Annotated in this window: 11 protein-coding genes; all 11 read left to right on the top strand. The window is 67.6% G+C overall.

The window, feature by feature from the left end; translation table 11 throughout:
* The first annotated feature begins 23 nt into the window (after positions 1 to 23).
* The gene (locus AVL48_RS11575; RefSeq protein ID WP_061982480.1) at positions 24 to 1,058 is read left to right on the top strand and encodes a LacI family DNA-binding transcriptional regulator; all 1,035 of its coding nucleotides are present in this window, start codon (positions 24 to 26) and stop codon (positions 1,056 to 1,058) included.
* 127 nt (positions 1,059 to 1,185) lie between these two features.
* On the top strand, positions 1,186 to 2,115 hold the full coding sequence (locus AVL48_RS11570) for an ABC transporter substrate-binding protein (protein WP_177242321.1): 930 nt from the start codon (positions 1,186 to 1,188) through the stop codon (positions 2,113 to 2,115).
* Between the two features lie 35 nt (positions 2,116 to 2,150).
* Positions 2,151 to 3,671: a sugar ABC transporter ATP-binding protein gene (locus AVL48_RS11565; protein WP_143104808.1), complete on the top strand. Its 1,521-nt coding sequence runs from the start codon at positions 2,151 to 2,153 to the stop codon at positions 3,669 to 3,671.
* On the top strand, positions 3,668 to 4,714 hold the full coding sequence (locus tag AVL48_RS11560) for an ABC transporter permease (RefSeq protein ID WP_061982482.1): 1,047 nt from the start codon (positions 3,668 to 3,670) through the stop codon (positions 4,712 to 4,714). The genes AVL48_RS11565 and AVL48_RS11560 overlap by 4 nt, the downstream gene beginning before the upstream one ends.
* Entirely contained in the window at positions 4,711 to 5,697 is a 987-nt protein-coding gene (yjfF, locus tag AVL48_RS11555; RefSeq protein WP_061982483.1) for a galactofuranose ABC transporter, permease protein YjfF, read from the top strand. The genes AVL48_RS11560 and yjfF overlap by 4 nt, the downstream gene beginning before the upstream one ends.
* A 70-nt stretch (positions 5,698 to 5,767) precedes the next feature.
* On the top strand, positions 5,768 to 7,450 hold the full coding sequence (araB, locus tag AVL48_RS11550) for a ribulokinase (RefSeq protein ID WP_061982484.1): 1,683 nt from the start codon (positions 5,768 to 5,770) through the stop codon (positions 7,448 to 7,450).
* On the top strand, positions 7,447 to 8,133 hold the full coding sequence (locus AVL48_RS11545) for an L-ribulose-5-phosphate 4-epimerase (RefSeq protein WP_061982485.1): 687 nt from the start codon (positions 7,447 to 7,449) through the stop codon (positions 8,131 to 8,133). Before araB ends, AVL48_RS11545 begins: the two co-directional genes overlap by 4 nt.
* Positions 8,130 to 9,635 (top strand): L-arabinose isomerase, encoded by a 1,506-nt coding sequence (gene araA, locus AVL48_RS11540; protein WP_061982486.1) that lies wholly within the window; start codon positions 8,130 to 8,132, stop codon positions 9,633 to 9,635. The genes AVL48_RS11545 and araA overlap by 4 nt, the downstream gene beginning before the upstream one ends.
* A gap of 26 nt (positions 9,636 to 9,661) precedes the next feature.
* A complete protein-coding gene (chvE, locus tag AVL48_RS11535) occupies positions 9,662 to 10,789 on the top strand; it encodes a multiple monosaccharide ABC transporter substrate-binding protein (protein ID WP_061982487.1) in 1,128 nt (375 codons plus the stop codon).
* 5 nt (positions 10,790 to 10,794) lie between these two features.
* Complete coding sequence (gene mmsA, locus AVL48_RS11530) at positions 10,795 to 12,318, top strand: multiple monosaccharide ABC transporter ATP-binding protein (protein WP_177242317.1); 1,524 nt, start codon at positions 10,795 to 10,797, stop codon at positions 12,316 to 12,318.
* Positions 12,319 to 12,322: 4 nt separating this feature from the next.
* On the top strand, positions 12,323 to 13,570 hold the full coding sequence (mmsB, locus tag AVL48_RS11525) for a multiple monosaccharide ABC transporter permease (RefSeq protein ID WP_177242316.1): 1,248 nt from the start codon (positions 12,323 to 12,325) through the stop codon (positions 13,568 to 13,570).
* Positions 13,571 to 13,589 lie beyond the last annotated feature (19 nt).

Here is a 13,589-nt window from a genome sequence, read left to right as displayed (position 1 = left end):
AGGGCTGCGACAGGAGACAGGCGATGGCACGCGACACCGTCGGCGAAGAGAGCAAGGTGCCCGCGGGCAAGCAGGCGAGCCTGACCGACGTCGCCGCGCTCGCCGGGGTTTCGCATATGACGGTCTCCCGGGTCATCAACGGCACCGGCCCGGTCCGCGCCGAGACCCGCGTCCGGGTCAACGCCGCGATCGAGCAACTGGACTATCGGCCGAACTCGGTCGCCCGCGCCCTGGTCACCGGCCGCTCGGGGACCCTCGGCGTGGTCGCGCTGGAGGCGAACCTCTACGGTCCGGCCAGCACGTTGAGCGGAATCGAACACGCCGCCCGCGAGGCGGGCTACGCGACGACCATAACCAGCATCAGCCGTCCCGGCCGGTCGTCCATCACCGACGCGGTGGAGCGGCTGCGGCGCCAGGCCGTCGAAGGCATCGTCGTCATCGCCCCGCACGTCACCGCCGGGCGGGCACTCGAAGCGGCACCCAGTGACGTGCCGCTCGTCGCGGTCGGCGGCGGGAGAGACGCGCCGGTACCGGTCATCTCGGTCGACCAGTACGACGGCGCCCGCCGGGCGACCGAACACCTGCTGGGGCTGGGGCACGAGACCGTCTGGCATGTGGCCGGACCAGAAGACTGGCTGGAGGCGCTCGACCGCGAGCGTGGCTGGCGGGAGACCCTGGAGCGGCGCGGCGCGCGGATCCCGCCCGTCGTGCGGGGTGACTGGAGTGCGCGTTCCGGGTACGCGGCGGGGCGATCCCTCGTCGGTGAAAAGGGACTGGACGCGGTGTTCGTGGCCAACGACCAGATGGCACTCGGCTTTCTCCGCGCCTGCACCGAGGCCGGGGTGAACGTGCCGGGCGAGGTGCGGATCGTCGGTTTCGACGACGTGCCGGAGGCGGCCTACTACACACCGCCGCTCACGACGGTGCGGCAGGACTTCGTCGAAGTCGGCAGGCGCACGTTCGACCTGCTCCGCCGCCGGATGAACGGCGGCGAAGAACGGGCGCGTGACCTGGTGACCCCTGAATTGATCGTGCGGGAGAGCACCGGCATCTCGTAGTGCCGCCAGGGGTTCCCGCCGGTGACAGCACCATCAACTGTTAACGCTAACTCAAATGATCAGTGCGGATCTAGGAGTCGATGTGGCAAGAAAACCGTGGACGGCGATCGTGGCCGGAGTGGCCGGGATGCTCGTGCTCACCGCGTGCGGCGGTGGCGGTGGCGGAACGGGTGAGGGCGGCGCCATCACCCTCGGGTTCGCCCAGGTGGGCGCGGAAAGCGGCTGGCGGACCGCGAACACCAAGTCGATCCAGGACTCCGCGAAGGCGGCCGGGGTCGAGCTGAAGTTCTCCGACGCGCAGCAGAAGCAGGAGAACCAGATCACCGCGATCCGGTCCTACATCCAGCAGAAGGTCAAGGTGATCGCCTTCTCGCCGGTCGTCGAGTCGGGCTGGGACACCGTGCTCAAGGAGGCGAAGACGGCGAACATCCCGGTGATCCTCACCGACCGGGCCGTCGACTCCCAGGACAAGACGCTCTACAAGACCTTCCTCGGTTCGGACTTCGTCGCCGAGGGCAAGAAGGCAGGCGAGTGGCTGGCGAAGGAGTTCGGCTCGGCCGCCGGTGACGTGAACATCGTCGAACTCCAGGGCACCACCGGTTCCGCGCCGGCGAACGACCGCAAGAAGGGTTTCGCCGACGTCATCGCGTCGAACCCCAAGTTCAAGGTCGTCGCGTCGCAGACCGGTGAGTTCACCCGCGCCAAGGGCAAGGAGGTCATGGAGGCCTTCCTGAAGTCCCAGCCCAAGATCGACGTGCTGTACGCGCACAACGACGACATGGCGCTCGGTGCCATCGAAGCGATCCAGGCGGCCGGGAAGGTGCCCGGCAAGGACATCAAGATCGTCTCGGTCGACGGCGTCCGCGACGCGTTGCAGGCACTGGCCGACGGCAAGATCAACCACGTCGTCGAATGCAACCCGCTGCTCGGCCCGCAGTTGATGGACCTGGTCAAGAAGGTCGCCGCCGGTGAGCAGGTGCCGCCGCGCATCGAGACCGCCGAGACCGAGTTCGACCAGGCGGCCGCCAGGGCCGCGCTGCCGCAGCGCCAGTACTGATCTCCCGCCCGCGTCCCCCCGAAACAAGGTCAGCGATGACAGAACCCCCTGCGATCCTGCGGATGAGCCACATCCGGAAGGAATTCCCCGGTGTGGTCGCCCTCGACGACGTCTCCTTCCGGATGTTCCCCGGTGAGGTGCACGCGCTGATGGGTGAGAACGGTGCCGGCAAATCCACCCTGATCAAGGTGCTCACCGGCGTCTACGGGGTGGACGCGGGCACGATCGAACTCGCCGGGAATCCGGTCGCGTTCAGTGGCCCGGGGGAGGCGCAGCGATCCGGCGTCAGCACCGTGTACCAGGAAGTGAACCTCTGCCCGAACCTGTCGGTGGCGGAGAACATCTGCCTCGGCAAGGAGCCGCGACGGCGCGGCCGTATCGACTGGCGCGGGATGCGCCGCCGGGCGGCAGCGCTGCTGGCCAGGCTGGACGTCGAAGTGGACGTGTCGGCCGAGCTGGGCAGCTGTTCGATCGCGGTGCAGCAGCTGGTCGCGATCGCCAGGGCGCTCGACGTCGACGCCCGCGTCCTCATCCTCGACGAGCCCACGTCCAGTTTGGACACCGGCGAGGTCGAGCAGCTGCTGAACGTGGTGCGGTCGCTGCGGGAGCAGGGGATGGCGATCCTGTTCGTCTCCCATTTCATCGAGCAGGTGTTCGCCGTCGCGGACCGGATGACGGTGCTGCGCAACGGAAAGCTCATCGGTGAGTACCGCACCGAGGAGATCAGCCCGGTCGACCTGGTCACCAGGATGATCGGCAAGGAACTCGCCGTACTCGAGGATCTCGAGGACGCGGGGCACAGCCGCTCCGAGGTGGCGGGCGCTCCGGTGTTCCTCGAAGCGGATGGCGTCGGGCGCAAGGGCGGTGTCGCTCCGTTCTCGCTCGACATCCGCGAGGGCGAGGTCATCGGCCTGGCGGGGTTGCTCGGCTCCGGCCGAACCGAGCTGGCCAGGCTGCTGTTCGGCGCCGATCACGCGGACAGCGGTTCGGTACGGATCAACGGCGAACCGGTGTCGCTGAAGACCCCGCGTTCGGGGCTCGACCGGCGGATCGCGTTCTGTTCGGAGAACCGCAAGACCGAAGGCCTCGTCGAGGAACTCACGGTGCGCGAGAACATCGTGCTCGCGCTGCAGGCCTCCCGCGGCTGGGCACGGCCGATCTCGCGGCGGCGGCAGGACGAGATCGCCGAGCGCTACATCAAGGCGCTCGACATCCGCCCCGCCAACGCCGAGGCGAAGGTCGGCGACCTCAGCGGCGGAAACCAGCAGAAGGTGCTGCTCGCGCGCTGGCTCATCACCGAACCGCGGCTGCTGATCCTCGACGAGCCGACGCGTGGCATCGACATCGGCGCCAAGACGGAGATCCAGCGGCTCGTCACGCGGCTTTCCGGCGAGGGCATGGCCGTGGTGTTCATCTCCGCCGAACTCGAAGAAGTGCTGCGGCTCAGCCACCGGGTCGCCGTGTTGCGCGACCGGACGGTGGTCGCGGTGCTGGACAACGAATCCCTGACCGCCGAACGGGTCATGGCGACAATGGCGGAAGGAGTCGGCCGATGAAGGTACTGACCGCACATCGGTTGTTCTGGCCCGTGGTCGCGCTGCTGGTGTTGCTGCTGGGCGATCTCATCGCGCAGCCGTCGTTCTTCGCCCTCGAACTGCGCGACGGGCATCTCTACGGGAACCTGATCGACATCCTGAAAAACGGGGCGCCGCTGATCCTCATCGCGATCGGCATGACCTTGGTGGTGGCGACCCGGGGGATCGACCTCTCCGTCGGCGCGGTCGTCGCGATCAGCGGGGCGCTCGCCTGCCTGCACATCAGCGGCCTCGGTGATCAGAACAGTCTCGGCGGAACCCTCGCCGCGGTCGGGATGGCGCTGGGACTGGCCGTCGCCCTCGGCGCGTGGAACGGCTGGCTGGTGGCGGTGCTGGGGATCCAGCCGATCATCGCGACGCTGATCCTCATGGTCGCCGGACGCGGGATCGCGCAATTGATCACCGGCGGCCAGATCATCACGATCAACTCGCATCCCTACGAATGGATCGGCAGCGGGTTCACCTTCGGGCTGCCGAGCGCGATCCTCCTCGCGCTCGCGGTCTTCGCCATCGCCGCGGTGCTGGTCCGCCGTTCCGCGCTGGGTCTGCTGGTCGAATCCGTCGGCGGCAACCCGGAGGCCGGAAGGCTCGCCGGGCTGCGGTCGGCCCGGCTGAGCTGGCTCACCTACGTCTTCTGCGCGCTCTGCGCCGGGATCGCCGGGCTGATGATCAGCGCGAACGTGCACAGCGCGGACGGCAACAACGCCGGGCAGTTCATCGAACTCGACGCGATCCTCGCCATCGTCATCGGTGGTACGCAACTGACCGGCGGCCGGTTCTCGCTCACCGGTTCGGTGATCGGCGCGCTGCTCATCCAGACGCTGACCACCACGGTATACGCGCTCGGCATCGCTCCGCAGGCGATCATGCTGTTCAAGGCGCTGGTCGTGCTGGTGGTCTGCCTGTTGCAGTCGCCGGTGTTCCGCAGGAAGTTCGGCAGGCGGCGGAAAACGCCGCCACCGTCGCCCATCGTCGCGCCGGAGAAGGTGGAGGCCGGGGTATGACCACGATGCTGACCCGGGTCAAGGGTTACCGGCCGCGGCGGCGGCACCTCCCGATCCTGGCGACGATGGCGATGCTCATCGGCGCGTACGTCTACGGAGCCTCCAGCTACCCGGCCTTCGGTTCCGGGCAGGTCGTGCTCGACCTGTTCATCAACAACGCTTTCCTGCTGGTGGTCGCGGTCGGGATGACGTTCGTGATCCTCACCGGCGGGATCGACCTGTCCGTCGGCTCGGTGGTCGCACTGTCCACAGTCGTCTCCGCCGACCTGCTGCAGAATCAGTCGTGGCCGGTGTACGCGGTGATCCCGGCGGTACTGGTGATCGGCGCGGTGCTCGGCTTCGGGATGGGCGTGCTGGTCCACGTCTTCGAGATCCAGCCGTTCATCGCGACCTTGATCGGGATGTTCTTCGCCAGGGGGCTTTGCTACACGATCAGCACCCAGGCGTACTCGATCGACAACCCGACCGTCGCGAACCTGGCACAGACGCAGCTCCCGCTCGGCCCGGAACTGCACATCTCGATCGGCGTGGTCGTCGCGCTCGTGGTGGTCGCCATCGCGGCGTACGTCCTTTACGGAACGCGGTTCGGCCGGACGGTGTACGCCATCGGCGGCAACCCGAAGTCCGCGCTGCTGATGGGGCTGAACGTGGGCCGCACGAGGATCGCGGTCTACACGCTCAGCGGGTTCTGCTCGGCGCTCGGCGGTCTGCTGCTGGTGCTGTACAAGTCCTCCGGTGACCCGCTGAACGGCGTAGGGCTGGAGCTGACCGCGATCGCGGCGGTCGTCATCGGCGGCACGCTGCTCACCGGTGGCTCCGGCTACGTCCTCGGCACGGTGCTCGGGATCATGGTGCTCGGCATCATCCAGACGCTGATCACCTTCGACGGCACGCTCAACTCCTGGTGGACCTCGATCATCACGGGAGCGCTGCTGTTCGCCTTCATCGTCCTGCAACGGCTCGCCGGGAGGCGGGCCACGTAAAACCGCCGCCACCGCACTTCGCGGTGGCCTCCGACCAAGAATGTGAACGCTAACATTGCGGGAGAATGAAGTGAGTACAGGGGAACCGCTGGTCGTCGGCGTCGATTTCGGGACGCTGTCCGGCCGGGCCGTGGTGGTCCGGGTCCGTGACGGCGCGGAACTGGGCAGCGCGGTTTCGGAGTACCGCCACGGCGTGATCGACCGGATCCTGCCGGAGACCGGACAGGGCCTGCCGCCGGACTGGGCGCTGCAGGTGCCCTCGGATTACGTCGACGTCCTCCGCTCCGCCGTGCCGGAGGCCATTCGGGCCGCCGGAGTGGCTCCGGCCGACGTCATCGGCATCGGGACCGACTTCACCGCGTGCACCATGGTGCCGACCACGGCCGAGGGCACACCGCTGTGCGAACTGCCGGAGTTCGCCGGCGAACCGCATGCCTACGTGAAGCTGTGGCGGCACCATTCCGCGCAACCGCAGGCGGACCGGATCAACGCGCTGGCGCGCGAGCGCGGCGAATCGTGGCTGCCGCGCTATGGCGGGCTGATCTCCTCGGAGTGGGAGTTCGCCAAGGCGCTGGAAATCTTCGAAGAGGCGCCCGGGGTGTACGCGCGGATGCGGCACTGGGTCGAACTGGCGGACTGGATCGTCTGGCAGCTCACCGGCACTTACGTCCGCAACGCCTGCACCGCCGGGTACAAGGGGATCCTCCAGGACGGCCGGTATCCGGGCGCCGGCTTCCTCGAAGCGCTGGCACCGGGCTTCGGGTCCTTTGTGGATGAAAAGCTGACTCATCCGCTGGGATCGCTGGGCGACAAGGCGGGCACGCTCAGCGCGCAGGCCGCCGAGTGGACCGGGTTGCGCGAAGGGATCGCGGTCGCCGTCGGGAACGTGGACGCGCACGTCACCGCGCCCGCCGTCCAGGCGGTCGCGCCGGGGCAGATGGTCGCGATCATGGGCACTTCGACCTGTCACGTGATGAACGGGGCCGAACTGCGCGAGGTGCCGGGCATGTGCGGCGTAGTCGAAGGCGGGATCATCTCCGGGCAGTGGGGCTACGAGGCCGGCCAGAGCGGCGTCGGCGACATCTTCGGCTGGTTCGTCGAACACGGTGTCCCGGCGTCCTATGTGTACGACGCGCAGGAGGCGGGCGTCTCCGTCCACGAGTTGCTCACCCGCCTCGCCGCGACGCAGGAGATCGGTGAACACGGCCTCGTCGCGCTGGACTGGCACAGCGGGAACCGCTCGGTGCTGGTCGATCACGAACTGTCCGGGATGATCGTCGGGCAGACGCTGGCGACCCGCGCCGAGGACACCTACCGGGCGCTGCTGGAGGCGACCGCGTTCGGTACCAGGACCATCATCGAGACCTTCGAACGGGCGGGTGTCCCCGTCACGGAACTGATCGTCGCCGGTGGCCTGGTCAAGAACCCGCTGCTGATGCAGATTTACGCCGACGTCACCAACCTGCCGCTGTCGGTGGCGGGGTCGGCGCAGAGTCCCGCGCTCGGTTCGGCGATCCACGCCGCCGTCGCCGCGGGCGCGCATCCGGACGTCCCCGCCGCCGCGGCCGAGATGGGCTCGGTCCGCCGCGCCGTCTACCGGCCGATCGCCGAGAACGTCAAAGCCTACGACGACCTGTACACCGAGTACGCCGCGCTGCACGACTACTTCGGCCGCGGCGCCAACGACGTCATGCACCGCCTCGCCGCCCGCCGTCGCGCGATCGCGTCCGCCCGGAAAGGACCGCGACGATGAGCCTGGCCGCCGAGATCACGGACACCTTCGAGGAACTGCGGGACACCGTGGCCCGGCTGCACGGCGAACTGACCAGGTACGAACTGGTCATCTGGACCGCGGGCAACGTGTCGGCGCGGGTCCCCGGCCACGACCTGATGGTGATCAAGCCGTCCGGTGTCTCCTACGACGCGCTGAGCGCCGAGACGATGGTCGTCACCGACCTTTACGGCGAGGTCGTCCACGGTGACCTCGCGCCGTCGTCGGACACCGCCGCGCACGCCTACGTCTACCGGCACCTGCCGGAGGTCGGCGGCGTCGTCCACACGCATTCGACCTACGCCACCGCCTGGGCGGCGCGCGGGGAGCCGATCCCGTGCGTGCTCACGATGATCGCCGACGAGTTCGGCGGGGAGATCCCGGTCGGTCCGTTCGCGCTGATCGGGGACGACTCGATCGGCCGGGGCATCGTCGAAACGCTGCGGTCCAGCCGGTCACCCGCGGTTCTGATGCGCAACCACGGCCCGTTCACCGTCGGCCGGACCGCCAAGGACGCGGTCAAGGCCGCGGTGATGGTCGAAGACGTCGCCAGGACCGTCCACATCGCCTCCGCGCTCGGGAAACCGGAGCCATTGTCCGAAGAGGACATCGATCGGCTCTACGCGCGCTACCAGAACGTCTACGGCCAGCAGGGAGAGAAGTGAGCACACAGCGGAAGACCGAGGTCTGGTTCCTCACCGGAAGTCAGGCGCTCTACGGCGAAGAGACCCTGGAGCAGGTCGCGGGCCAGTCGTTGCAGATCCAGCGGATGCTGGCCGACGCCGGCCGGATCCCGGCCGAGATCGTCGCGAAACCGGTGCTCACCGAGCCGTCGGCGATCCGGCGGGTGATGCTCGACGCGAACGCGGACGACGCCTGTGTCGGCGTGATCGCCTGGATGCACACGTTCTCGCCTGCCAAGATGTGGATCACCGGGCTGGACGCGCTGCGGAAACCGTTGCTGCATCTGCACACCCAGCTCAACGAGGCGCTGCCGTGGCAGTCCATCGACATGGACTTCATGAACCTGAACCAGGCCGCGCACGGGGACCGCGAGTTCGGCTACATCCAGACCCGGCTCGGGGTGCCGCGCAAGACCATCGCTGGGCACGCCGCGGATCCGGCGGTGGTGCAGAGGATCGACGCGTGGGTCCGGGCGGCCATCGGGCGCCAGACGCTCGGCTCGCTCAAGCTCGCGCGCTTCGGTGACAACATGCGCGACGTCGCGGTCACCGATGGCGACAAGGTCGAGGCGGAACTCAAGCTCGGCGTCTCCGTGAACACCTACGGCGTCAACGAACTCGTCGCCCTGGTCGACGCGGTCCCGGACGCCGAGGTCGACACACTGGTGGAGGAGTACGCCGACTCGTACGCACTCGCGCCGGAGCTGGCGAAGGGTGCGGAGAGGCACGAATCGCTGCGCTATGCGGCCCGTATCGAACAGGGCTTGCGCACCTTCCTCACCAGTGGCGGTTTCGGCGCGTTCACCACGAACTTCGAAGACCTCGGCGGTCTGCGCCAGCTGCCCGGCCTCGCCGTGCAGCGCCTCATGGCCGACGGTTACGGCTTCGGCGGAGAGGGCGACTGGAAGACGTCCGCGCTGCTGACCGCGGTGAAGGCGATGGGCCGCGATTCCGCGCTCGGAACGTCGTTCATGGAGGACTACACCTACCACTTCGGCCCTGGCGAACCGAAGATCCTCGGCGCGCACATGCTCGAGGTCTGCCCGAGCATCGCCGCCGCCCGTCCGTCGTGCGAGATCCACCCGCTCGGCATCGGCGGCCGCGAGGACCCGGTCCGGCTGGTGTTCGACGCCGCCCCCGGTGACGCCGTGGTGATCGGCATGGCCGACCTGGGCGACCGGTTCCGCCTGGTGGCCAACGAGGTCGAGGTCGTCGCACCGGACGAACCGCTGCCGAACCTGCCGGTCGCCCGGGCGGTGTGGAAGCCGGCGCCGTCGCTCGCGACGTCCGCGGAGGCCTGGATCACCGCGGGCGGCCCACACCACACGGTGCTCACGCAGTCGGTCGGCGCGGAATCGATCCGCGATCTGGCCACCATGCTCGCCGTCGAACTGCTGGTCATCGACCACACGACGACACCGGAGTCGATCGCGGACCGGATGCGCTGGAACCAGGCGTACTACCGGCTCGCACAAGGTTTCTGAACGGTCCCCACCGGAGAGAAGGAACAATGAAGTTCACGAAACTGGCCAGTTTGGCCATGGCGATCGGCGTCGGAGCGGCGCTGACGGCCTGCGGATCGAGTGAGAAGACCAGCGAACAGCAGCCGGCCGCCGGCGGCGCGGCGGGCGGCCTCGTCGGCGTCACCATGCCGACCAAATCGTCGGAGCGCTGGATCCACGACGGCGACAACATCAAGGCGGCGCTGGAGAAGCTGGGTTACCAGGTCGACCTGCAGTACGCGGAGGACGACATCCCCACCCAGGTCAACCAGATCGAGAACCAGATCACCAAGGGCGCGAAGCTGCTCGTGATCGCCTCGATCGACGGTACCGCGATCACCACCCAGCTGCAGGAGGCCGCGGACAAGAAGATCCCGGTCATCGCCTACGACCGGCTGATCCGCAACACCCCCAACGTCGACTACTACGCGACCTTCGACAACTTCAAGGTCGGCGTGCAGCAGGCGACGTCGTTGCTCACCGGGCTGAAGGTGCTCAAGGAGGACGGTTCCCCCGGCGAGGGCAAGGGCCCGTTCAACGTCGAGCTGTTCGCCGGTTCCCCGGACGACAACAACGCGACATTCTTCTTCAACGGCGCCATGTCGGTACTGAAGCCCTACCTGGACAACGGGACGCTGGTCGTCAAGAGCGGCCAGACCGCGTTCAACGTCGCGGCGATCCTGCGCTGGCAGGCGGCGACCGCGCAGCGGCGCATGGAAGACCTGCTGACCAAGACCTACAGCTCGGGCGACAAGGTGCAGGGCGTGCTCTCGCCGTACGACGGGCTTTCCATCGGCATCCTCTCGGCGCTCAAGAGCAACGGCTACGGCACTCCGGGGCAGCCGTACCCGGTCGTCACCGGGCAGGACGCCGAGGTCGCGTCGGTGAAGTCCATCATCGCGGGCGAGCAGTACTCGACCATCTTCAAGGACACCCGCAAGCTCGCCGACACCACGGTCAAGATGGCCGACGCGGTACTCAAGGGCGGCAAGGCCGAGGTCAACAACACCAAGGACTACAACAACGGACAGAAGGTCGTCCCGGCGTTCCTGCTGGAGTCGGTGATCCTGAACAAGGGGAACTACCAGAAGGAACTCATCGACTCCGGCTACTACAAAGCGGAACAGCTGAGGTAGTGGAAGTGACCGACGAAATCCTTCGGATGCGGGGGATCACCAAAACCTTCCCCGGCGTCAAGGCACTGCAGGACGTGAACCTGTCGGTGCGGCGGGGTGAGATCCACGCGATCTGCGGTGAGAACGGCGCGGGCAAGTCCACGCTGATGAAGGTGCTCTCGGGCGTGTACGCGCACGGCTCGTACGAAGGCGAGATCGTCTTCGACGGCGAGCCGTGCGCGTTCTCCGCGATCCGCGACAGCGAACGCCGCGGCATCGTGATCATCCATCAGGAACTCGCCCTCTGCCAGCAATTGTCGATCGCGGAGAACATCTTCCTCGGCAACGAGAAGGCCCGCGGTGGCCTGATCGACTGGAACCGGACCAACCACGAGGCCGGCGAGCTGATGAAGCGGGTCGGCCTGCGGGAGAACCCGGTGACGCCGGTGCTCGAACTCGGCGTCGGCAAACAGCAGCTGGTCGAGATCGCCAAGGCACTGTCCAAAGAGGTCAAGCTCCTCATTCTCGACGAGCCGACGGCCGCGCTGAACGACGACGACTCGGCGCATCTGCTCGAACTGCTGCGAGGACTGCGTGACGACGGCGTCACCTGCGTCATGATCTCGCACAAGCTTAACGAGATCGCCGCGATCGCCGACTCGATCACCATCCTGCGCGACGGGAAGACGATCGAGACCCTCGACGCGGCCAGCGTGACCGAAGACCGGATCATCGCCGGGATGGTCGGCCGGAAGCTGGAAAACCGGTTCCCGCCGAGGGAGCCGCGGATCGGCCACGAAGTGCTCCGGATCGAGGACTGGACCGTGCACAGCCCCACCCAGCGTGGCCGGGTGGTGGTCGACGGCGCGAACCTGACGTTGCGCCGTGGCGAGATCGTCGGTCTCGCGGGCCTCATGGGAGCCGGCCGGACGGAACTCGCGATGAGCGTGTTCGGGCGGTCGTACGGCAGGGACATCTCCGGCCGGCTGTTCAAGGACGGCAAGGAGATCGAAGCGCGGACCGTCGAAGAGGCCATCGAGCACGGAATCGCCTACGCCACCGAGGACCGCAAGCGCTACGGGCTGAACCTCATCGAGGACATCCAGCGCAACATCTCCGGAGCCGCGCTCGGCAAGATCGCGCGCCGCGGCTGGGTGGACTGGAACGAGGAACACCGTGTCGCGGAAGGTTTCCGCAAGAGCATGAACATCAAGGCCCCGAACGTGCAGAGCGTGACGGGCACGCTGTCCGGCGGCAACCAGCAGAAGGTCGTGCTGTCCAAGTGGATCCTCACCGATCCGGACGTGCTGATCCTCGACGAGCCGACGCGGGGTATCGACGTCGGCGCGAAGTACGAGATCTACACGATCGTCAACCGGCTCGCCGACGAGGGAAAGGCCGTGCTGGTCATCTCGTCCGAGCTGCCGGAGCTGATCGGTCTGTGCGACCGGATCTATGCGCTGTCGGCGGGCCGGATCACCGGTGAGGTCGGCCGGGAAGAGGCGACACAGGAGGTCCTGATGCGTGCCATGACCAGGGAACAGGAGTAACACCATGAGTACCGTCTCCGCCGGCACCGTCAGCGGTGCCCCGGAACGGAACGACGACGCTCCGGCCAAAGCGCCGAGGCGAATCTCGTTCAACCCGCGCCAAAGCGGCATCTATGTCGCGTTCGCGCTGATCGTCGTGCTGTTCTCGATCCTCACCGGCGGCGCGCTGCTGGAACCGCAGAACATCTCGAACCTGATCGTGCAGAACACCTACGTGCTGGTGCTCGCGATCGGCATGATCCTGATCATCATCGCCGGGCACATCGATCTGTCGGTCGGTTCGGTGGTGGCGCTGACCGGCGCGATCTCGGCCGTGCTGATGGTGAACGTCGGCATGTCGTGGCCGTTGGCGCTGCTCATCACCCTGCTCGTCGGCGCGGCGATCGGGGCGTGGCAAGGATATTGGGTCGCCTACTTCGGCATTCCCGCGTTCATCGTGACGCTGGCGGGCATGCTGATCTTCCGCGCCCTGACCCTGACCGTCCTGGGCAACCAGGGGATCGGCCCGTTTCCCGACGAGGTCCGGACGCTGGCGAACGGGTTCACCGGCGGCTATCTCGGCAACCTCGGGCTCGGCCCGCTCGGCGGTGCCGACCTGGTGAGCCTCCTGGTCGGCGTGCTGGCGATCGCGGGCGCGGTCTTCTCGCAGTGGCGTAAGCGCACGGCGCGGATCAACTACCTCCAAGAGGTCGATCCGTTGCCGATGTTCCTGCTGAAGATGGTCGCCGCGGCCGCCGTCGTGCTGTTCGTGGTGGTCCAGCTGGCGCGGTACAAGAACCTGCCGTGGGTGCTGATCCTGCTGTCGGTACTGGTGATCGGGTATTCGCTGGTGACGACGCGGGCGGTGTTCGGCCGCCACATCTACGCCATCGGCGGCAACCTCCAGGCCGCGACGCTGTCCGGGGTGAAGGTCAAGGCGGTCACGTTCTGGATCTTCGTCAACATGGGCGTGCTGTCCGCGCTCGCCGGCATCATCGTCGCCGGACGGCTCAACCAGGCCGGTCCGACCGCGGGCAACATGTTCGAACTCGACGCCATCGCCGCGGCCTTCATCGGCGGCGCCGCCGTACAGGGCGGGGTCGGCAAGGTGGTCGGCGCGATCACCGGCGGCCTGATCATGGGCGTCATCAACAACGGGATGTCCCTCATCGGCGCGCCGACCGAGAGCGTGAACCTGGTCAAGGGGTTCGTGCTGCTCGCCGCCGTCGCCTACGACATCTGGACCAAACGGCGGGCCCGGACCGTCGGCTAGGTAACCGTTCGTGAGTGAT

Source organism: Amycolatopsis regifaucium, from assembly GCF_001613935.1.
Lineage (GTDB): Bacteria > Actinomycetota > Actinomycetes > Mycobacteriales > Pseudonocardiaceae > Amycolatopsis > Amycolatopsis regifaucium.
Note: the sequence above shows the minus strand (reverse complement) of the source record. Positions and strands in the feature narration are given on the sequence as shown.